This is a genomic window from Paenibacillus sp. FSL R10-2778 (assembly GCF_038593035.1).
Taxonomy (GTDB): Bacteria; Bacillota; Bacilli; order Paenibacillales; family Paenibacillaceae; genus Paenibacillus_AQ; species Paenibacillus_AQ odorifer.
Genome location: NZ_CP151956.1, coordinates 4,585,207 through 4,607,251, shown reverse-complemented (window position 1 = coordinate 4,607,251; position 22,045 = coordinate 4,585,207). Strand labels below are relative to the sequence as shown.

General features: G+C 43.9%; 18 protein-coding genes. 15 read left to right on the top strand and 3 right to left on the bottom strand.

From position 1 onward, the window contains the following. Positions 1 to 27 precede the first annotated feature (27 nt). Positions 28 to 1,293 (bottom strand): serine hydrolase domain-containing protein, encoded by a 1,266-nt coding sequence (locus tag NST40_RS20840; protein WP_076276075.1) that lies wholly within the window; start codon positions 1,291 to 1,293, stop codon positions 28 to 30. A 66-nt stretch (positions 1,294 to 1,359) separates the two neighbouring features. On the opposite strand from NST40_RS20840, the gene NST40_RS20835 reads away from it, so the two are divergent. From NST40_RS20835 to NST40_RS20820, 4 genes are all read left to right on the top strand, one after another. Continuing rightward, on the top strand, positions 1,360 to 2,043 hold the full coding sequence (locus NST40_RS20835; RefSeq protein WP_076218474.1) for a response regulator transcription factor: 684 nt from the start codon (positions 1,360 to 1,362) through the stop codon (positions 2,041 to 2,043). Positions 2,044 to 2,045: 2 nt separating this feature from the next. Then, positions 2,046 to 3,320: a HAMP domain-containing sensor histidine kinase gene (locus NST40_RS20830; RefSeq protein WP_076218475.1), complete on the top strand. Its 1,275-nt coding sequence runs from the start codon at positions 2,046 to 2,048 to the stop codon at positions 3,318 to 3,320. Positions 3,321 to 3,480: 160 nt separating this feature from the next. Continuing rightward, positions 3,481 to 4,254, top strand: a complete 774-nt coding sequence (locus NST40_RS20825) for an ABC transporter ATP-binding protein (RefSeq protein WP_076183127.1) — start codon at positions 3,481 to 3,483, stop codon at positions 4,252 to 4,254. Between the two features lie 2 nt (positions 4,255 to 4,256). Continuing rightward, positions 4,257 to 6,599, top strand: coding sequence for an ABC transporter permease (locus NST40_RS20820; RefSeq protein WP_341003207.1), 2,343 nt, complete (start codon positions 4,257 to 4,259; stop codon positions 6,597 to 6,599). A gap of 64 nt (positions 6,600 to 6,663) precedes the next feature. Here the strand turns inward: NST40_RS20820 and NST40_RS20815 are convergent, their stop codons facing one another. Then, positions 6,664 to 7,092 (bottom strand): VOC family protein, encoded by a 429-nt coding sequence (locus NST40_RS20815; protein WP_076183122.1) that lies wholly within the window; start codon positions 7,090 to 7,092, stop codon positions 6,664 to 6,666. A 453-nt stretch (positions 7,093 to 7,545) separates the two neighbouring features. Between NST40_RS20815 and NST40_RS20810 the strand changes: the two genes are divergently transcribed. Continuing rightward, the gene (locus NST40_RS20810; RefSeq protein ID WP_256718945.1) at positions 7,546 to 10,194 is read left to right on the top strand and encodes a glycoside hydrolase family 6 protein; all 2,649 of its coding nucleotides are present in this window, start codon (positions 7,546 to 7,548) and stop codon (positions 10,192 to 10,194) included. Positions 10,195 to 10,252: 58 nt separating this feature from the next. Here NST40_RS20810 and NST40_RS20805 read toward each other — a convergent pair whose 3' ends face one another. Next, positions 10,253 to 10,648 carry a DUF2871 domain-containing protein gene (locus NST40_RS20805; RefSeq protein ID WP_076129897.1) on the bottom strand — a complete coding sequence of 132 codons (396 nt, stop codon included), beginning with the start codon at positions 10,646 to 10,648 and terminating at the stop codon, positions 10,253 to 10,255. Positions 10,649 to 10,834: 186 nt separating this feature from the next. Here NST40_RS20805 and NST40_RS20800 point away from each other — a divergent pair, with 186 nt between their 5' ends. The 10 genes from NST40_RS20800 (at position 10,835) to NST40_RS20755 (ending at position 22,035) form a co-directional block, all read left to right on the top strand. Continuing rightward, a complete protein-coding gene (locus NST40_RS20800) occupies positions 10,835 to 11,389 on the top strand; it encodes a GNAT family protein (RefSeq protein ID WP_081387401.1) in 555 nt (184 codons plus the stop codon). A 146-nt stretch (positions 11,390 to 11,535) separates the two neighbouring features. Continuing rightward, on the top strand, positions 11,536 to 12,198 hold the full coding sequence (locus NST40_RS20795; RefSeq protein WP_094903188.1) for an MgtC/SapB family protein: 663 nt from the start codon (positions 11,536 to 11,538) through the stop codon (positions 12,196 to 12,198). A gap of 453 nt (positions 12,199 to 12,651) precedes the next feature. Further along, positions 12,652 to 13,809: an ROK family transcriptional regulator gene (locus NST40_RS20790; RefSeq protein ID WP_076276077.1), complete on the top strand. Its 1,158-nt coding sequence runs from the start codon at positions 12,652 to 12,654 to the stop codon at positions 13,807 to 13,809. A gap of 28 nt (positions 13,810 to 13,837) precedes the next feature. Continuing rightward, positions 13,838 to 14,842, top strand: a complete 1,005-nt coding sequence (locus NST40_RS20785; protein WP_076218481.1) for an asparaginase — start codon at positions 13,838 to 13,840, stop codon at positions 14,840 to 14,842. Between the two features lie 89 nt (positions 14,843 to 14,931). Next, complete coding sequence (locus NST40_RS20780) at positions 14,932 to 16,536, top strand: glutathione ABC transporter substrate-binding protein (RefSeq protein WP_076276078.1); 1,605 nt, start codon at positions 14,932 to 14,934, stop codon at positions 16,534 to 16,536. A 112-nt stretch (positions 16,537 to 16,648) separates the two neighbouring features. Further along, positions 16,649 to 17,572, top strand: coding sequence for an ABC transporter permease subunit (locus NST40_RS20775; RefSeq protein WP_036689023.1), 924 nt, complete (start codon positions 16,649 to 16,651; stop codon positions 17,570 to 17,572). A 66-nt stretch (positions 17,573 to 17,638) separates the two neighbouring features. Then, the gene (locus tag NST40_RS20770; RefSeq protein ID WP_038572342.1) at positions 17,639 to 18,550 is read left to right on the top strand and encodes an ABC transporter permease subunit; all 912 of its coding nucleotides are present in this window, start codon (positions 17,639 to 17,641) and stop codon (positions 18,548 to 18,550) included. Between the two features lie 13 nt (positions 18,551 to 18,563). Further along, positions 18,564 to 19,565 (top strand): ABC transporter ATP-binding protein, encoded by a 1,002-nt coding sequence (locus NST40_RS20765; protein ID WP_076129893.1) that lies wholly within the window; start codon positions 18,564 to 18,566, stop codon positions 19,563 to 19,565. Then, on the top strand, positions 19,562 to 20,554 hold the full coding sequence (locus tag NST40_RS20760) for a dipeptide ABC transporter ATP-binding protein (protein WP_139332068.1): 993 nt from the start codon (positions 19,562 to 19,564) through the stop codon (positions 20,552 to 20,554). Before NST40_RS20765 ends, NST40_RS20760 begins: the two co-directional genes overlap by 4 nt. Before the next feature lie 41 nt (positions 20,555 to 20,595). Then, positions 20,596 to 22,035, top strand: a complete 1,440-nt coding sequence (locus tag NST40_RS20755; RefSeq protein WP_341003200.1) for a leucyl aminopeptidase family protein — start codon at positions 20,596 to 20,598, stop codon at positions 22,033 to 22,035. The last annotated feature ends 10 nt before the right edge of the window (positions 22,036 to 22,045 follow it).

Here is a 22,045-nt window from a genome sequence, read left to right as displayed (position 1 = left end):
GGCGGGTGCCCAGTAGCTGTTTTATGGCTATTGCGGCACTCGTTTGTTTTTTTTCATCCCCAGAAATGAAAGCTCACCCTGTTCATTTCGTTTAAATTCAAATTCACTGTCATGCTTGGTATGATGGAATCTTGTTTCTGAGATAGGATAGAACGGTGTAACCTCTTCATCATTCCAGACAAAATAATAGTCCTGGCCCCTACGCTCCACGCTCGCTTTGCAGCCAAATCCCTCATAGGTCCCCATATATTCAGCATACATGCTATCATCAAGTGGAAAGGCTCGCGGGAATATCGGCATTTCGGCAGGCTCACCGAATACTAATCCAGATAGAGATTCCGTTAACTTGGTAATGGGGACACAATCATAATTGGTCAACATGATGACGGTTGTCTGCTCTTCTGGATATCTGTGCATTTCACTTCGGAAGCCGCGATAAGCACCACCATGATACATTCTTTTGCGATCATAACGTTCGTCCAAAAACCAACCAAATCGATATTTGAGATTACTTGAATGAAAAGCCATCTCCAGAGTATCGTGAGACACTAATTGATCGGAGTATAACGCTTGATCCCACAGGAAAAGATCAGCAGCCGTCGAATACATGGCACCCGCTGACAGGATAGAGCTCATATGTATGTATTCACCCTGAGTATACTCTCCCCATGAGGAATGATAAGGTGAGGCTAATTTTGAAATGATTTGCTGATTGTTATAAACTCCTGTATTTACCATGCCAAGAGGCTGTAATATAAAAGTAGTGATATAATCTTCAAATGTCATGCCAGTAATCTTTTCAATGATCATTCCTAATAAATAATAACCCGAATTATTATAGGAAAACGATGTGCCGGGCATAAATGCAGGCGGTTGACTCACAAATAGCTGTAACATCTCCAAGGGAGTCAGCTTCAGTTTATTTAATTTTTGATTATATTCGGGTAGAGAAGTGTAGTTGGCTATACCCGAGGTATGTCCCAGCAGATGAAGGATGGTCATCCCCTCGAATGCATGCTGTTCAGGAAGATATTTTAAGATCGGATCTTCCAGTCGCAGACGTTTTTGTTCTTTTAGCATCAGAATCGCCATGCCAGTGAATGACTTGGTTAGCGACCAGATCCGGAATTTGGTATCTATAGCGTTCGGGACCTGATGTTCAAGATTCGCATACCCATATGCTTTTTGTAGCTTGATTTCTCCATGCTGAGCTATCAAGACTGTGCCGCTCAATGGCCAGCTTTGTTCGTATTTATCTAAAAATTGCTCCAGACGCTGGGATTGTTTATCCACAGGTAACCCCTCCTTAAAGGCATATTCTAACATAATACTAAATTCTGTTGAAGCGGAGAGAAATCCATGAGATATGATTGTTTAATTATTGATGATGAAACTGAACTTGCGGAGACCACCTGCGAATATTTTAATTTGTTCGATGTTCAAACCGCGTTTGTTACAAGCGCTGATGCCTGTCGAAGCTTTTTACGTGAGCATCAGGTCTCAATGTTACTGCTTGATATTAATTTAGGCGGTGAATCCGGCTTCCAGTTATGCAAAGAGCTGCGTCAGACGTTGGGGATTCCCATCTTGTTTATTAGTGCCCGCTCTAGTGAAGATGATGTATTGATTGCTCTTGATATCGGAGGAGATGACTATATTCATAAGCCGTATACCCTGCGAGTGCTGCTCGCAAAAGTGAAGGCGGTGCTTAAACGCCACAATAACGAAGTTATAGCGGAGGCAGCTATCCTCCAAGCCGGCCCTATCCAGATAGACCCCGAACTTAGGAGGGCAAGCCTTAATGGCGTAGCTCTCAAGCTGAAAACGATGGAATATAAATTGCTCAGCTATTTGATTCAGCAGAAAAATAGGGTAATCCCCAAAGAGGAGTTATTTACAGAGGTATGGGGAGATGTTTTTGCGGGGGATGGCACCTTAAATGTACATATCCGTCATCTACGTGAGAAGATTGAGCAGAATCCTAATGATCCTCAGTACATCCGTACAGTATGGGGCATCGGTTATGCTTTTGAGGACAAATAGTTATGACAAAAAAACTGCTGTTGGCCCTTCTGCTTACTATATTTGCCGCAAGTTTAGCGCTCACCTTCCTAATTCTTAATTTGCAGGTGGAGACAGGAACAGATAGAGTGGCGATCAATACCATTGTGAAGCTCACGGAACAGAACTGGGACAAGCTTGATCCGAAGCTGTACAAGGAAAGTCCTTATGAATTTGCCATTATAGATACCACGGGAGTACTTAAATATCAGACGGGAAATGTGATTTCCGTTACTGTTAACGAAGCCATCAATAATCGGGATACTCTAGTGGACGTTTTTGTTCAGGATAAGATGGTGGGGAAGGTGATTATTAATAATGATTACCGTGCGATCTTTATACATATGAAAAAACAATTTATACAAGTTTCTATTGTGATGCTGCTTCTGCTTACAGTTCTAGGCGTTCTCTATATTTGGTTCCTGAATCGATCGGTTCTCCGTCCGTTCCGCAAAATGCAGCAATTCGCGAAGCATATCGCGAGAGGTGATCTGGAAGTGCCGCTGGAGATGGATCGTAATCATCTGTTTGGTGCTTTTACCGAAAGCTTTGATATGATGCGGGAAGAGCTTGCAGCGGCTAGACACAGCGAATATTTGGCGAATAAAAGTAAAAAGGAACTGGTTGCTAGTCTCAGTCATGACATTAAAACACCCGTTGCTTCGTTAAAGGCGATCACGGAACTGATGTTATTAAGCGCAAGGGATGAGAAGACCGGCAGACAGCTTAACACTTTGTACTCCAAAGCAGATCAGATTGATCGTCTGGTGACTGATATGTTCCATTCGACCTTGGAGGAACTAAATGAACTTAAAGTCAGCTTAACGGAAGAGCAAAGCCACCTGCTGATCCAAATTATAAATAATGTGAATTTCTATGAACGGATTTCAGCAGCATCTGTGCCTGACTGTCTCATTACGGTGGACCCCTTGCGGTTGCAGCAGGTGATCGATAATGTTGTGAATAATTCCTACAAATATGCCTACACAGACACACCCATAGATATTAAGTTCGAGATCACGGATCATTATCTGGAGGTAGATATTCTGGACTATGGTCCCGGGGTTCCTGAAGAGGAGCTGCCTTTAGTATTCAATAAATTTTTTCGGGGCAGTCTGGCCGTGAGCCAGAATGGTGCAGGTCTAGGCCTGTACATTTCCCGTTATATGATGCAAAAAATGCAAGGCGACATTCTGTGCTCCAATCGGGAGGACGGATTTACAGTTAAACTGCTAATTCCTTTAGCAGGACAGAATTAAGAATTAGCTAAGGATTGCACAAAGACATGTTAAGAACATTTAACGTACGATAAGGTTGCAATTACGAATGAGCTTGTGATTGCAGCCATTATATTTCGCGTAGAGCTATAATTTTTTTTTAGCGCAATTAATGAGCATGAATGTAAATGGAGTGTTCAACATGAGCGAAGTGAATAATAAAGTGCTGATGCAGACTAATAAGCTTGGAAAAACCTTCTCCCATGGAGGAACTCAGCAGCATGTTTTGAAAAATCTGGATCTGACCTTATATCATGGTGATTTTACGATTATCATGGGCAGCTCTGGTTCTGGTAAATCAACACTGCTGTATGCCATTTCGGGTATGGATAAGCCAACACTTGGAGAGGTTCTATTTGAAGGTCAGGATATCACAGCCATGAGTAATGATCAGCTTGCGATATTCCGGCGGAAGAATTGTGGGTTCGTGTTTCAGCAGATTCATCTGCTGGATACGATGAGTGTCCTCGACAATGTATTATCAAGTGCTTTTCTTGTACAAAAGGATAGAGCAGGGGCTGTAAAAAAAGCCAAAAAGCTACTCTCTGATGTAGGTCTGGATGACTCTGTCTGGGGCAAGTTTCCGGCGCAAATCTCAGGTGGCGAAGCTCAGCGGGCCGGGATTATCCGGGCATTGATCAACAGTCCAAAAGCGGTTTTCGCCGATGAGCCGACGGGTGCGTTAAATAGTTCAGCAGGAATAGGTGTACTGCGCGTCCTTACTGAGGTGAATAGACAAGGGCAAAGTATAATTATGGTTACTCATGATCTTAAAACCGCGTTGCGTGGAAATCGGATATTGTATTTACGGGATGGAGTCATCGTGGGAGATTTGCGTCTTACCCCTTATAGCGAAGATAACGGACCTGAACGGCAGCAGCAATTACAGTCCTTTCTAACCGAATTGGGGTGGTAGGGATGAGCAGCCTAATAGGAAAATTAGCTTGGTCCAATATTCGTAAAAGAAAAAGTGCTACGGTTACGCTCTTCATTCTTATCATGATAGCTGTGCTGCTGCTGAACATTGGTCTTACGGTCATTTTGAAGCTCAATTCCTTCCAGCAAGAAAAAATGACTGAATTAAGGACTCCAGAAATAAGTGCATATTTTCCAAAAGATGATTATCTAGAAGAGTATGAGGAGCTTGTGGATAGTTATTCATATACAGAATCCTGGGAGAATGAAGCAGCAATTCTGTTAGCAGATGCTAAAATGAAGTACGGACAAACGGACACTACGGTAGCTTTTATAATTCTTAACATGGATACACCGCGGACCAAGGGACTGTTCAAGACAACGACTCCACTAGGATCTAAGGATGCGGATATGATCTATCTGCCTTATTTGTTCCATGTTGGATCGGGGTATAACCTTGGGGATACTTTTACTTTTGTATACGATAATAACTCATTTTCTTATACCATAGGTGGCTTTATTGAGGAGCCGTTGCTAGGGACGTTAACTAATGGAGCTTTAAAAGTATTTTTGAATGATGAAGGTTATAAACAGTTGGGGGAACGTCTTGGAACTGAAGCTCAGTACAGCTTTCTATCAGCAAATTTAACCGATCCTTCAAAGGATGTAAAGCTGGAGCAAATGCTTAGTGAGCGGATTTTCGCCTCAGGAAGTACGGATCAATTTCAAGTCATGCGGGCAGAGGTTGGGCTCGAAGGGAACCGTGTTTTTGTTAATCTTTTAGCAGCCATTTTAATCGTATTTGCACTGATTATGGTTCTAATCTCGCTTATTGTCATCAGGTTTCAAATATTGGGGCATATTGAAGACAATTTAACGAACATCGGTATTTTAAAAGCTAACGGCTATACTTCATGGCAGATTAAAAATGCGCTTCTGCTACAGTTCACCTCAGTTTCCATCATTGCAGCTATACCGGGAGGCGGGTTATCTGGGCTGGTTATGCCGTTGGTAGGGAATATGATTTCGTCTTCAATCGGACTTCTGTGGCCAATATCCTTTGAAGGGGTCAGTGCAGTGCTTAGTTTGGTTATTGTCTCTGGACTAGTGCTACTTGTTACCTATCTGTCGAGCCGGCGAATTCGGAACATTACTCCGATTACAGCTCTGCAGAGCGGAATCCTCACTCACAATTTCAAGCGGAACCCAATTCCACTCGAAACATCCCGGATGAATCTGCAATTCAGCTTAAGCCTTAAAGCTTTAGTAAGGCAGGCGAAACAGAATATGATGATCGTATTGATCGTTGCCGGATTAACCTTTTCTAGTATTTTTTGCTCTATATTGAATTTCAACTTTAAGGGAGATACCTCCGCCGTTATAGAACTGGTAGGTATAGAACGCAGCGACTTTTTGTTATTGCCGAAAAACGGTGACCTACAGCAGGGGAAGTTTACAGAATTAGAAGCCATGCCAGGGGTTGAAAAGTTGACTGTATTGGATAGCATGGTCGCTTCGATTAAAAACACCAGCTTTATGCTCCGGGTATCTGACGATTATAGCAAGCTGGAGACACAAACCATATACAAAGGGCGAGAGCCAATTTATGATAATGAAATTGTGATTTCCGGTGTTATTGCAAAGTTGGAAAATTCAGAAATAGGGGACGAGGTCCCGATCACTTTTAATGGTGTGACGGAGAATTATTTGGTTACTGGCTTAAGCCAGCAGATTAGCCAACTTGGAATGGTGGCGAGTATGACCGGTGATGGAATGAGAAGACTTCAACCGGAGTACACCCCTCTGTCCATCAATGTGTATCTGAAAGAGGGGGGAGATGCGCAAGCTTTTGTGAAGGATCTGGAAGCACGCTTCCCTAAGCAATGGAACATTACTAACATTCGAGAAACGGTTGATAGTACGCTCAGTACATTCACTGCCGCAGTATCTTCTATGACAGCAGTCATCACTGTGGTGACGATTATAGTAGTCAGTCTGATTTTGTATTTAGTGATTAAGACTTTGATTCTGAAGCGAAAACGTGAGTTCGGCATTCTTAAAGGAATGGGTTATACCACTTTTAATCTGATGACGCAGATTACCTTTAGTCTGTTTCCGGTGATTGTGGTGGGAGTAGCTTTGGGGAGCATAGGGGGGTATTTTTTCTCAGACTCAGCGTTTGTACTATTGCTCTCGAGTTTAGGGATTTATAATGTCCAACTGGCGGTTAGTTTGCCTCAAGTATTGCTATTGTGTGCAGCCATTCTAGTAGTCGCTTATGCGGTGTCTATGCTTGTTGCCCGGCGAATTCGGAAGGTTAGTGTGTACGATTTGATTATGGACTAATTTAAGCGAAAAACAAAAAAACAACGAGCAGGAGGTTAGTTACTCCATGCCCGTTGTTTTTTTATTACATATTTATTCGTCCGTCATCATAATTGAATTGCCAGTCGATGCCGAATTTATCTTTTAGACTACCATAACAAGAGCTCCAGAAGGTTTCTTGCAGTTCCATAACTACTTTACCGCCCTCTTGAAGCTTATCGAAATATTTCTTTATGTTATCTAAATCCTTACTAACTACGGAAAGACTAATATTGTTTCCTTCGATAAAAGGCATACCTGGAAAAACATCAGAAAACATTACATTACTGCCTTCGATATTCAAGCGGGTGTGCATAACCAAATCTTTAGCTTCCTCAGGAAGAGTGAAATTGGGATCGGGTGGTGTTTCACCAAAGGTCATGATTTGTGGACGTTCAGTGCCAAACACCTCTGCGTAAAACTCTGCTGCGTCACGACAATTCCCATTGAAATTAAGATAAACATCGATAGACATTTTTTTCACTCCTTAAAGGTTTGTTAGCGTTACTTTGAAAATACTTAAAATTCAAAATACCTTGTCACTTCCACATTGTATCATTTACCAGTTTATAAACAAATATTCTTATAGTCTCATTATTAAACTTTTATTTCATCTACTATCTTCTAATTAAAAATAGGATATGGTAGTATTCAAGAAAAGGGATAATTTTCTATAAATTAAATAAAATTATATTTATGTTAAATAGTTAGAGGATTTAGGCTCTTGTTAGATTTTTAAAACGGAGGGGAGGTGATGATGAGTGCGGGTAAGGCATAGAGGAGGTGACCATTCTTTAAAGGAGTGAATACTGCAATTGTAGCATCGCGTGGCTATTAATAAATTATTTACGAATTTATTTAATTGTCGAAAGGAGAATAATAAATGACAAAAGCACTAAGGAAGCAAATGTTGTTATTGCTTACGATCATGGCTTTAGTTATCACCGGATATGCTCCTTCTACCACGTATGCCAGTGAGGCACATGTTGACAATCCGTTTGTAGGAGCTACAGCATATGTTAATCCTGATTATGCCGCACTGATTGATACCTCTATTGCTCAGGTTACCGATAGTACTTTAGTTTCCAAGATGGAGACCATTAAAAAATATCCGACAGCCGTATGGCTGGATCGAATTGCTGCAATTTATGGCGGGACAGAAAACGGAGGCAGAAAAAGTCTTGAGGAAACATTAGATTCCGTACTCGCGCAAAAGCAACCCAACACGCCGATTACAGCCACATTTGTAATTTATGATATGCCAGGGCGGGATTGCCACGCTTTGGCCTCCAATGGCGAGCTGCCACTGACGGCAGCGGGTTTGACAACCTACAAATCAGATTATGTTGACGTAATCGCCAGTATTTTTGCAAAGCCCAAATATAGTGACATTCGTATAGTGACTATCGTAGAGCCGGATTCGCTTCCGAATCTAGTTACCAATCTCAGCACACCACAGTGTGCTCAAGCTAACTCCACGAATATTTACCGTGATGCTACACGTTACACTTTAAATGCTCTCCATGCCATTCCAAATGTGTATACTTACATGGATATTGGTCACTCCGGCTGGCTCGGATGGGATACTAACCGTGGCCCCGCTATAGACCTCTTTACTTCGGTTGTGTCAGGCACTACAGCTGGACTTGCTAGTGTCGATGGATTCATTACGAATACAGCCAATACCACTCCACTAGTAGAACCTAATCTTCCAGATCCGAATCTTACGATAGGCAGCCAGCAGCTTCGTTCTGCAAGTTATTATGAATGGAATCCGTATTTTGATGAAGCCGATTTCACAGCAGCTTTGTATTCAGGTTTTGTAGCAAAAGGTTGGCCTTCCACGATCGGCTTCCTTATTGATACTTCCCGTAACGGGTGGGGAGGACCTAATCGTCCGACTAGTGCAAGCGGAACAACCGTTAACGCTTATGCGGATTCCGGTCGGATTGATAAACGTCTCCATCGCGGCAATTGGTGTAATGCCAGCGGTGCCGGAATTGGAGAAGTTCCACAAGCAGCACCCGCAGGTTATGCAGCCTCACATTTGGATGCATTCGTCTGGGTGAAACCTCCGGGAGAATCTGATGGCTCCAGCAGTGCCATTCCAAATAATGAGGGCAAGGGCTTTGACAGAATGTGTGATCCGACTTATACCAGCTCAAGCGGCACACTGACCGGTGCATTACCTAATGCGCCTGTATCAGGCCACTGGTTCCATGATCAATTTGTTCAGCTGGTACAGAATGCTTACCCTGTAATTCCTCTGAGTAACGGAGGGGGCACTGTAGTTCCTGCGGCACCCACTAATTTGGTAGCGACAGCGGGAGATGCAAAAGTAAGCCTGAGCTGGACGGCATCCAGCAGTGCGACTAGTTACACCGTAAAACGAGCGGCCACAAGCGGAGGGCCGTACACAACTGTAGCAACCGGGCTAACGACAACGAGCTACACCAACACAGGCTTAACGAACGGAACAACCTATTACTATGTTGTAAGCGCAACCAATAGTGTAGGAGAAAGTGTGAATTCGGGACAAGCGAATGCGACCCCAGCGGCGGTGGCGACTGTTCCGACGGCACCCACTAACTTGGTAGCGACAGCGGGAGATGCGAAAGTAAGCCTGAGCTGGAGCGCATCCAATGGTGCGACTAGCTACACTGTGAAAAGTGCAACCACAAGCGGAGGCCCGTACACTACTGTAGCAGCAGGGCTAACGACCACGAGCTACACTAACACCGCCCTAACGAACGGAACAACTTATTACTATGTTGTAAGCGCAACCAATAGTGTGGGAGAGAGTGCGGATTCTACACAAGCGAGTGCGGCTCCAGCAGCAGTGGCGACTGTTCCCGCGGCGCCAACCAATTTGGTAGCGACAGCAGGAGATGCAAAAGTAAACCTGAGCTGGAGTGCATCCAGTGGTGCGACTAGTTACACTGTGAAAAGTGCAACCACAAGCGGAGGGCCTTATACCACTGTAGCAACAGGGCTAACGGCAACGAGCTACATTAACACGGGCTTAACGAACGGAACAACCTATTACTATGTTGTAAGCGCAACCAATAGTACAGGAGAGAGTGTGAATTCGGCACAAGCGAGTGCTGTTCCACAAGTTCCGGCAGCAATTAGTCTGACGTTGCAGTATCGGGCGGGAGATACTAATGCGACAGACAATCAGATCAAACCTTATTTTAATATTAAAAATAACGGCACAACCCCAGTGAACTTAAGCGATCTTAAAATCCGTTATTATTTCACTAAAGATAGTAATCAGACGTTAAATGGCACAATTGATTGGGCACAGATCGGCAATAATAATGTTCAAGTCGCCTTTGCAGACTACACTGGCACGAATGCAGACACTTACGTTGAACTTTCGTTTGCTTCTTCGTCTGGTTCCATTCCAGCTGGAGGCCAGTCCGGAGATATTCAACTCAGAATATATAAATCAGATTGGACTAATTTTAACGAAGTCAATGACTACTCCTTTGATGCTACTAAAACTGCTTATACTAACTGGGATAAAGTGACGCTTTATCAGAATGATGCTCTCGTATGGGGGATTGCTCCGTAACGGAAAGCAGGGGATAATTAAAAGAGCCGCTGGAGTGATCCAGGCGGCTCTTTCTGTATTATTTAATTCGTTTACCGAGTAGCACAAGCAGCCAGATGATTCCAGCCCCAACAATGGCGTGACCAAGTCCCGCAATATGGGGCAGGAAGCTAATATCACTGCCGTTAATTTGCAGCATTCCACGTGTAGCCATTGCACCAATCGTGATTAGAAGACCAATGTTATAGACAATGTACCATGCACCAAAAGATTTAGCCTCATGGATATTAAATAACTTGTCTAAGATCATAGCAATAATAAAGAAAAAGAATCCTAAGACTAGAATGTGAGTGTGAAGCGCAACTAATATAGTATCTCCTGTGAAATCATTCATTTTAGTAATTTCGCGATAGGCCACTCCGGCTATCAAACCAAGAATTGCATAGAAAAAAGACGTGTAATACAATTTTTTCATAAGAATATCTCCTTTGTAGTTATCGTTATGATTGAAGTGTATCAAGCAATTAAGAACGCAATATGAACAAATGATTACAAGGTGAAAAAAATCACTAGTTTATAAAATACATTATATCCTAAAGGAAGTTTCACTTTCCACGACGAACTGTACTACTAGAGAAATGAGAGGAGACTTAAGGAAAATATGATCGATAACGTTGAAGGATTTCCTGTGCTCGAAACAGACCGCTTTATTTTGAGAAGAATTACACTGGATGATGCTAAAGAAATATATAATTATTTTTCAAAAGATGAAGTGACCCAGTATTATGATCTGGATAGCTTTACCGATATACAGCAAGCGATCAACCTTATCGAAAGATGGGATGAACGTTTCAAAGGCAAACAAAGCATTCGCTGGGGAATAGCCAGGCGTGAGGATAATATAATGATTGGTTCGTGCGGATATCATAACTGGGCGCACAGAAATTTCAAAGCAGAGATTGGGTATGAATTATCTCCACTTTATTGGCGGCAGGGTGTGATGACGGAAGTCCTGACAGCTATTATTGCGTATGGCTTTGAGCATATGAAGCTCCATCGAATTGAGGCGCTTTATGATCCGGCTAATATTGCCTCCAAGAAGTCTCTTTTGAAAGCGGGCTTTAAGTATGAGGGATTGTTGCGCGAATCTTTTTTTGAAAAAGGTAGATTTGTAGATGCGGAGATTTGCTCTTTGTTAGCTTCCGATACGAACTAAGAAGTATAAAATTAAAAAATGCGAGTTAACCATAATGCGAGAGGACGTATTATGGTTTTTTGTTTGTGATACAATAAATAGATTATCGAATTTATCCTACGTGATACTAATCCAACATACATATCATGATGAAAGAAGGTGAAGGTATGGAGTTTGAGTATTTGCTTCGTGTAATTGGCGCGGGAATTTGTGGCGTATTAGTTGGATATGAACGCAAAAGCCGGATGAAAGAAGCTGGAGTTAGAACACATTTTGTTGTGGCCTTAGGTGCTGCACTCATGATGGTCATCTCCAAATATGGGTTTCAGGATCAAGCGGATTGGCCTAATCTTTCTCTTGATCCCGCTCGGATAGCTGCTCAGGTAGTAAGCGGAGTAGGTTTTTTGGGCGCAGGAATGATTTTTATGCAAAGACACACAGTCAAAGGGCTCACTACTGCTGCAGGGATTTGGGCAACAGCCGGAGTGGGCATGGCTATAGGGTCTGGTCTTTATATTCTTGGCGTAGGAGCAACGATAATCATTTTACTTGGGCAAAAGATCTTACACAGTCGTAATAGCTGGCTGGCCGCACCAAAAACCCAACAGCTCGTTATAAGTCTAGCTAACACAGAAGGCGCTATGGGCCGAATTCAAGAGTTGCTTAAAGAACACAAAATCGCTGTTCTAAGTTTTCATGCTGAAAATAACAGTGTAGAATCCGAATTAAACGTAGAAATCGTTGTAAGATTGCCTGAATCATTTAATCCAGTACAATTGTTATCGATGATCCAAGAGGACGCAGCGGTTAAGACCGTTGAGTTTCAATGATTTTTTAGCACCTTCGATGTAACTAACTCACTTCGCATCAAAAGCTACCTCCTTTTTGAGAGTTTCCTTTTGATGCGAGTGTTACCTTCAATTTACCATCGATTCACACACCCTCAAAATACCACTTTCAGTCTTTCTGTTCCAATTAATAGGTTCAAGATTCAAATTAAATGCTAATTCATGGGCTTATATGTTATGTCTGTGTTATATATTGAGTGGTTTTTGTGTTGGTTATCTTTCGTTAACCGCTTACATTTATTTTTAAATAAAAAATATGTCATTTATATTGACACATAAACCATGACCCTTTATTATTAATCCCATCACTGGAGAAACTAAATTAAAATTTAAATCAAAGAATACATTATCAGCGCTTTATTTGCAAATAATTTCTTATTTTTGTGGTTTATTAATCCAATTAATGCACTGGAGAAAATAATTAGGAGAATGCCCGTGAAAAAGCACGATCAGGATTTTATGAAGCGACAAAATCGTTTAACGGTTTTCGAAATTATAAAAAATCAACAACCGATTTCTCGCGCTTCTATTGCTAAACAGACTGGTATGAGTCCTACGACTGTAAGTCGAATTGTCGGAGAGTTGACGGAGGAAGGATATTTACTCGATTCAGAGCAGGTATCATCAGGATTAGGTCGGAAATCAACGTTAATAGGTATGATGGACGCTTCTGTATTATCGGTTGGCGTTGAACTGGATCGCAGTCTTATGTCTATTGGAATTGTGGACTTACAAGGACAGCTTATCTGCAGTAGTCAATTTCCCCGTACACCAGACGAAAGCCCGGATGGAACGCTGGAACGGATTCATGAAGCCATTGAGCAATTGTTCCAGCAGCATGTGATTGACAGAACACGTATCGTGGGTATTGGCGTTGGACTTCCCGGCATTGTGAATAACGAAGAAGGAATTGTTGTCTTCTCTGTTCAGCTAGGATGGAAAAATGTGCCGTTAGCCAAACGCTTGAAAGAGCTGACAGGTTTTGAAATCGCTGTGGACAATGAGCTGAAAGTAAGGGCTCTTGCTGAACATCTTAAAGGAGCCGCAGTCGGCTCAAGCCGTACGGCATTATTGGGTTTCGGTCAAGGCGTGGGTTCTGCGATGATTCTCGAGGGAGAGATTTATCGAGGGGTGATGAACAGTGCGGGTGAAATTGGGCATACGACAGTAGATCCTAACGGAATGATGTGTGAGTGCGGCAAAGCGGGCTGTTTACAGACCTATATAAATATCAGTTCTTTATTATCTGAAGCTAATCGGATTCGCCCGATCCGTACGATTGAGGAGTTATTCGCAGCAAAACATGCAGGAGAACAATGGGCGATTCACTTGATCGACCGTGCACTCATGTATATGGCCATCACCATTAATAATGTCGTATGCATGTATAACCCCGACAGCGTGATTTTAAGTGGAGAACTCGTGGACAAATTCCCGGATATATACGAAGAAGTTGAGCAGCTGTACCTCTCGCGCTTTACCTGGGAGCCGCTTCGTGGTTCCTTTACGATTCATCGCTCGTTGCTGAATGAGAAGGGTGTAATTATCGGATCGGGACTTTTATCGCAGAATCGATTTTTTGCCTTAGATTAAATTAACTACTGCTGGGGAGGTTGTACAGATGGGATTTACAACATTGGTAGAAGAATATCGTGGTGGCCTGCTGGAGAATGTGCATTATGGTGCAGTTAGTGTAGTTGATGAGAAGGGCAACATTTTGTACAAAGCAGGCGATCCGGAGCATATGACTTATCTTCGCTCTGCTGCTAAGCCATTCCAAGCTTTGCCGGTAATGAAACGCCGGATCGATGAAGTATATGGTTTGACAAGTAAAGAAGCTTCGCTGTTTACCGCTTCACACCGGGGAGAAGTCTTCCATATTGAAGCGCTTGAAGCTCTTTTTCAGAAAATGGGATTAAAAGAAGAGTCACTACATTGCTGCTCTACATACCCGCTGAATGAAGAAGCCAAAGCAGAACGTCACCGGGCAAATGAACCCACTCGTAAAATCTTTCATAACTGCTCAGGCAAACATGCAGGGTTAATGGGCCTTAGCAAATATATGGGTTGGGATATAAACACTTATTACGATCCTAACCATCCTGTACAACAGGAGATTCTTGAGATGATGGCTTATATCGCTGAAGTTCCCAAAGCGTCCATCCCGCAAGGTATTGATGGCTGTGGACTTCCTATCTTCGCACTTCCGCTTCATAAAATCGCTTATTCCTATCTAAAGCTAGCGTGTCCCGATTTAATTGAGGATACGGATATACGTAACGCAGCCGCTGCCATTGCAAAACTTATGAACGATAACCCGGTTATGATTGCTGACACGAAATTTGTATGCTCAGAGCTCCTGAAGGATGACAATCTGACGGCTAAGGGTGGAGCAAAAGGGGTATACGGTATCGGACTCCGTAAGGAACGAATGGGTATATCACTGAAAGTATCCGACGGATCAGAACAAGTCTGGCCATGTATTATCGCATCGATTCTAGAACGTATTGGTTACAGCAATCAAGACACAATTGATCGCCTATATGCACTCGTGCCTAACACGATTGTTAATGATGGCGGTACTGTAGTCGGCGAACGCCGTGCTGTATTTCAATGGGAGATCTAGAGCATAAGGTCAAGAATAATCTTCAAGTTTGGTGATTAATCGGACTAGAAGCTTTTCTAATACATCGTTTGAATAGGGGAGTGTAAAAAATGAAAGCAAAAGGAAAAGTATGGTCAATGTTCATGCTGCTGCTTATTACAGTAGTAGTGACTGCAGGGTGCGGCAACAAAGCGAGCAACGAGGGACAAAACGGCAATACTGCTGGTGGAACTGAAACTAGCACCCCAACTACAAAGAATGATAAAGACATTGTAATTGCCATCAATTCTAACTTTATTACGCTGGACCCTCATAACGCAAGCGATACGCATTCAATCAGCGCTGCCAGAACGATGTACGAAGGTCTGATGGGTTTTGACGAGAATATGAACGTGGTTCCTGTTCTTGCCGCAAGCCATTCCATAAGTGAAGACGGGTTGGTCTACACGTTCACGCTGCAAGAGAATGTTAAATTCCAAGACGGTACTGACTTTAATGCTGAAGCGGTTAAAGTAAACATCGCCCGTATTCAAGATGAGAAGAACAATCTGAGACTGCGCAAAAGCTTCGCAAAGGTAGCGAAAGTGGAGACTCCTGATGCTAAAACCGTGGTTATTACACTCAGTGAGCCGTACAACGCATTTTTAAATAAAGTAGCTATGGCACCTATTATTAGTCCGAAAGCTTTAGAAGAAAATGGCACCGATATTTCGAAAAATCCTGTAGGGACGGGACCATTTAAGTTCAAAGAATGGGTGCAAGGCGACCGCTTGGTTGTCGTTAAGAACCCTGATTACTGGCAAGCGGGCTTGCCAAAAGTGGATAGTGTGACCTTTAGACCTGTGCCAGAGAATGGATCACGGATAGCCATGCTAAAAACCGGCGAGGCAGATTTTATTTATCCAATGCCAACGGAGCAAGTATCTGAGGTTGAAGGTCTTGAAGGAATTACTGTAGATACCATCGATTCGACAATTGTCCGTTATGTAACGTTAAATACGATGAAAAAACCTTTTGATGATGTGAAGGTACGTCAAGCCATTAACTATGCTATCAATAAAGAAGCTTATATCAAAGTTGTGAAATCGGGTCTTGGTGCTAAGCTTGATTCCACGATGTCTTCCAAAACACAATACTATTCCCCGCAAACAGGTTATGACTATGACATTGAAAGAGCTAAACAATTGCTTGCTGAAGCAGGTTATCCTGATGGATTCGAAACCGAAATTTGGGGTGAAAATGAATCCGAAACTATGAAGGGGATGCAATTTATTCAGCAACAGCTAGCACTTGTAGGGATTAAGGTAGACGTGAAATCCATGGAAGGCGGCACATTGTCCGACCAAATTAACTCTGCTAAGACACCAGAAGAAGCAAAAATTCAAATGTGGTATGTCAGCTGGTCTCCGTCTTCAGGTGATGCAGATGGTGCAACCAGAGGGTTGTTCAGTAGTGAAATGTTCCCGCCTGCTGGCTCAAATACAGCCTATTACAAAAATGAAAATGTAGACAAATGGATCGCTGAGGCGAATAAATCTGTTGATCCAGAAGCGGCTAAATCCATCTATGGCAATATTCAAAAAACAATTTGGGAAGATGCTCCATGGGCATTCATGGGCGTCGACCAAATCATCTCAGGCAAAAGATCGTATCTGGAAGGAGTTAAGGTCTTCCCGGATGGTTCCATTAATGTCCTGAATGCAGAAGTGAAATAATGCTAAACAAACGTTAGGTTTAATATCCCAAGAAATGAACGAGGCCGCTTCTGTAGTATGGTGGGAAGCGGCCTCACTAAATCATTTGTCGATACTGAAGGGGGCTTATGAGTTGGGTAGATATGCTTTACAAAGACTCCTCGGGGTTATTCCGCTGTTGTTCATTGTATCGGTGCTTGTCTTTTTGTTTATTCACTTAATCCCAGGCGATCCAGCCCGACTTATTGCCGGTAAAGATGCTACGCTTGAAGAGATTCGTGGAATTCAGGAGCAGCTGGGTCTCAATCTGCCTTTGTGGAAGCAATACATAAACTACATGGGTGATCTGCTAAGTGGGAATCTGGGCAATTCGATCCGTTCAGGGATCCCGGTTACTGACATGCTGGAAAGCAGAGTAATGCCTACGTTGTGGCTGACTTTTCTTAGTATGGCCTGGGCTCTAATTATTGGTCTTCTAATTGGCGTGGTTTCAGCCGTTTATCGCAATCGGTGGCCGGATCATTTAGGGACGTTGACAGCCATTTCAGGGATGTCTATTCCTGGATTTTGGTTAGGCTTGGTACTCATTCAAATTTTCTCGGTAGAGCTTGGTTGGTTTCCAACGGGTGGTGTTGATTCCTGGAAGTCCTATATTCTTCCTTCCATTACACTCGGGATGGGAATTATGTCTATGTTGGCCCGTTATTCTAGGTCATCTATGCTGGAGACCCTTCGGGAGGATTATATCCGTACAGGACGTGCAAAAGGCTTACGCGAGTATGTTGTTATCGGCAGGCATGCGCTGCGCAACTCTTTGATTCAGGTGGTTACCGTAGCTGGACTTCAGTTTGGGTTCCTGCTCGGCGGCTCTGTAATGGTTGAGACGGTATTCAGTATTCCGGGTCTTGGCAGGCTGCTAGTAGACTCCATTTTGTTCCGGGATTATACAGTCATTCAAGCCTTACTGCTTCTGTTTGCTACACAATTTATTCTTATCAATCTATTAGTAGATTTATTGTATGGTGTTCTTAATCCGAAAATAAGGTTTTCTCAGTAGCTAATGCGACTAAGAAGCAGAATTTCAATAGATTTATAGGGTGAATTTAGGATCAGGAGGGATATCATGAGTGACAATTCGGCGGTGATGGGAGCAAAATCTCCATTACCCGGAGAGGTACTGGCCCCGGAGAAAACAAAAGGCCGTATGGGTGTTTTTTTACGTAAGTTCAGTAAACAAAAGATGCCCCTTGTGGCCGCATTTTTTATTATATTGCTATTCCTAATTGCAATTTTCGGGCCATTTCTGACCCCGTATAATCCTGATGAACCAAACTACGATGCTCTTATGGCAGGTCCTTCTGCTGCACATTGGGCCGGGACAGACGAATATGGCCGTGATATTCTAAGCCGTCTGATTGATGGTACTCGCTTAACCTTAGCGGTCAGTCTCAGTTCCGTCTTAATCGCAGGTGTACTTGGAACTATCCTAGGTCTGTTAAGCGGATATTATGGCGGTTGGCTAGATCGGATAATTATGCGTGGCAGTGATGTACTATTTTCTTTTCCTGACTTGCTGCTTGCCATTGGGATCGTCGCCATTCTCGGTCCGGGTCTATCCAACGTTGTTATCGCAGTTGCAGTCTTTGGTACTCCATCGTTCGCCCGAATTATTCGGAGCGTAACGCTGTCTGCGAAAGAAACATTGTTTGTGGAAGCGGCTCGTTCCATGGGAGCGAAGCATCGCCGGATTATTTGGCGTCATATTTTTCCTGAGACCGTGCCCAGCATTATCGTTAATCTATCCATGAAGATTGGCGGAGCGATCTTGGCCGCTGCATCATTGAGCTTTCTCGGAATGGGTGCAAAAACAACAGAGCCCGATTGGGGCGCAATGTTAAGTATGGGACGTGATTATTTAAGTATTGCTCCACATATCGTTTATTTTCCGGGGATAGCCATCTTTTTAACAGTACTTGCATTTAACCTGGTCGGGGACGGACTGCGTGATGCTCTTGATCCCAAAATGAAAAACTAAGGAGGGACAAGACATGACTCAACATTTGTTGGATGTACAAGGGCTGAAAACGGAGTTCAAACGCGGCGATGGAAGTATAACTGCGGTTGCGGGGGTAGACTTTGCTATTAAAAAAGGTGAAGTGCTAGGCCTGGTTGGTGAATCTGGTTGTGGCAAAAGTGTAACCTCATTATCGATCATGCGGTTGCTTAAAGATACGCCGGGCAGAATTTCTGAAGGTTCTGTGCGTTTTGAAGGAAAGGACTTGACGAAGATTTCTGAGAAGGAGATGCGCCAAATCCGGGGAAATGATCTGGCAATGATTTTTCAGGAGCCGATGACCTCTCTTAATCCAGTGCTGCGGATTGGGCTGCAATTAACAGAGCCGATTAGACTGCATTTGGGTTATGGACGCAAGAAGGCTCGTGAGCATGCGATTCATATGTTGCGGCTTGTAGGTATCCCTCGCGCAGAGGAATTAATCGATGAATATCCGCATCAACTATCCGGCGGGATGAGACAGCGGGTTATGATTGCAATGGCCATGTCTTGTCATCCAAAGCTGTTGATTGCCGATGAACCCACGACCGCACTCGATGTAACGATTCAAGCGCAAATTCTTGATCTGATGAAGCAGTTGAAAGATGAACAGGATATGGGAATGCTGCTCATTACCCATGATCTTGGAGTAGTTGCGGAATTATGTGACCGGGTAGTTGTTATGTATGCTGGTCGTGTGGTGGAAGAAGCCTCTGTTCAGGAGCTGTTCGCCAGACCGCAACATCCGTATACCAAGGGATTGATTCAATCGGTACCTAAGCTGCGCCAGAATGTACATCGCTTGGAGTCTATAAAAGGGAATGTGCCAGACCTTTCACAAATGCCTGCCGGCTGTAAGTTTGCGCCACGCTGCGAATTTGCCATGGAGCGTTGTCTGTCGCAAGAACCTGAGCTACTTCCGATTGAGGGGCTAGAGCGCAAAAGCCGTTGTTGGCTTACACAGCAGGAGGACACGGAAGGAGCGGGATGTTTATGAAAGAGACTCCATTAATTGAGGTTAAGGGTTTGAAGAAGTTGTTTTCTGTGAAGAAGGGCTTCTTCGGAACGACTAAATATTTACACGCCGTTGATGGGATTTCATTCGCCATTCGTAAGGGAGAAACGTTCAGCCTTGTAGGTGAAAGTGGCTGTGGAAAATCGACTACGGGCAGGCTGGTGACTCGCTTACTGGAACCCAATCATGGAGAAGTATGGTTTAAGGGACAAAATATTAGCCATATCTCAGACAACCAGATGCGGCCTCTGCGCAAAGATATGCAGATGGTGTTTCAAGACCCTTATGCTTCACTTAATCCCCGCATGAAGGTGAAGGATCTTGTCGCCGAACCCCTGCTTATTCATACAAAGCTGTCCTCTAAAGAACGGGATAAACTAGCTTGCGAACTGCTAGAGACCGTTGGATTGAACAGTTTCCACGCCGAGCGATTCGCGTTTGAGTTCAGCGGTGGACAGCGGCAACGGATTGGGATTGCCCGGGCTCTGTCCGTTCGCCCAAGTCTAATTGTGGCGGATGAACCCGTGTCAGCGCTGGATGTATCGATTCAGTCCCAAGTGTTGAATCTGTTACAGGACTTGCAGGAGGAATATGGCCTGACGTATTTATTCATCTCTCATGATCTCAGTGTGGTCGAGCATATTAGTGATCGAATTGGGGTTATGTATCTGGGTTCTCTTGTGGAGACGGCTGATAAGGATACATTGTATGACCGTCCCTTGCATCCTTACACCCAAGCGCTGCTATCTTCAGTTCCTGTGCCCGATCCAAGCTTGAAGAAGGAACGCATTATTCTAAAAGGGGATCTTCCAAGTCCAGTTGATCCGCCGACGGGCTGTCGTTTTCATACAAGATGCCCTTCCTGTATGGAAATCTGTAAGCAACATGTGCCTGTATTCCGGGAAGTTGAACCAGGTCATGAGCTCGCTTGTCATCTGTTTGATGAAGAAATGTTGAAACTAGAACGATAATTTTAAATGTGAGTACACTTTACGGAAAAGAAGGGACAGCTATGAATATCTTGTTCGATTCCGCTAATGGGGCGGATACGCTTATCTACTTAGCCTATGAAGAGGAGCCATTTCCTCTTCGGCTGGGAGAAGCTCACAAACAGAGTGGCAGTGTGACATGGTTATATGCTCGCTCTGAGGAAGAGTCCGATGTGATAGCAATTGGAATGGGAAAACGCCGGGCTCTTACGCTTGAGAAAGTTCGCCGAGCAGCGGGATCTGCCGCCCGTACAGCTCTAAGAGAAGGACGAAATTCAGCTTCATTTGTTCGTAGGACAGCAGAAAGTAATATTTCCGCTGCGGATGAGCTGCAAGCATGGATTGAAGGCTGGCTTCTTGGATTATATCGTTTTCAAACCTATCGTGGCGTTACTAAAATAGACATTTCAGTTGATTTGCTGCTCCAGACAGCCGATTGGCCTGAACTGACTAAGCCTGAACTGGAAGTTGTACTAAGTACTGGCCGCATGCGCGCTGAAGGAGCAGTAGTTGCTCGCGATCTGGTGAATGAGGTGCCCGGGACTCTAAATCCGGATCGGTTCGCAGAATGGATGGTCGAATATTTCGAGCGTGATAACGCAGCAGTGAAAGTTCATGTCTACCGGGGGCAGGAGCTGGTTGACCTACAGATGAATGGGTTGCTGGCGGTTGGAGCTGGCAGTAAACACTCCCCAGCCCTCGTTGAAATTCGCTATGAGAGTAACCCTGAATTGCCAATGCTGGCATTGGTGGGTAAAGGTGTTACCTTCGATTTGGGTGGGATGAATGTTAAGACCGCAAGTGATATTAGCGATGCACGTATGGACATGGGTGGCGCAGCAGCTGTTCTTGGGGCGCTGGATATTTTAGTGCGGAATCAAGCTCATGTAAATGTGACCGCGTTGATCCCCGTTGTTGATAACGTACCAGATGCTGAAGCAATGCTGCCATCGTCTGTTATACGCTATCCTAATGGGCTGACGGTTCAGGTTGCAAATACGGATGGCGAGGGGCGGCTTATTATCGCGGATGCTCTTATTCATGCAGCAAATATCGGGGCAACTAAGGTCATTGATATTGCAACACTTACTGGAAATGTTGGCGCAGCGTTAGGATTAGGTATCGCCGGCATATGGGGTGATGGAGAGATGACGCAGAGCCTCGTCGAAATCGGTGAGCGCAATGGAGAACGACTGTGGCCCATGCCGCTTATGGATGAATACGAAGTCGATCTTCGAAGCAATTACGCTGATCTGCGCAACGTTAGTACTTCACCTTTTGCAGGTGCGATTACAGCAGCGCTTTTTATACGGCGTTTTGTAGCGGAATCGCTGAGCTGGGTTCATATTGATATGGCTGGGACGGTTCAGTACAAACAGGATGTGGGGTATTCAGAAGCTGGAGCAACGGGCTATGGTGCTCGACTGCTCGCTGATTATGTCATGAAACAGGCACAACAATAACAACCGGAAG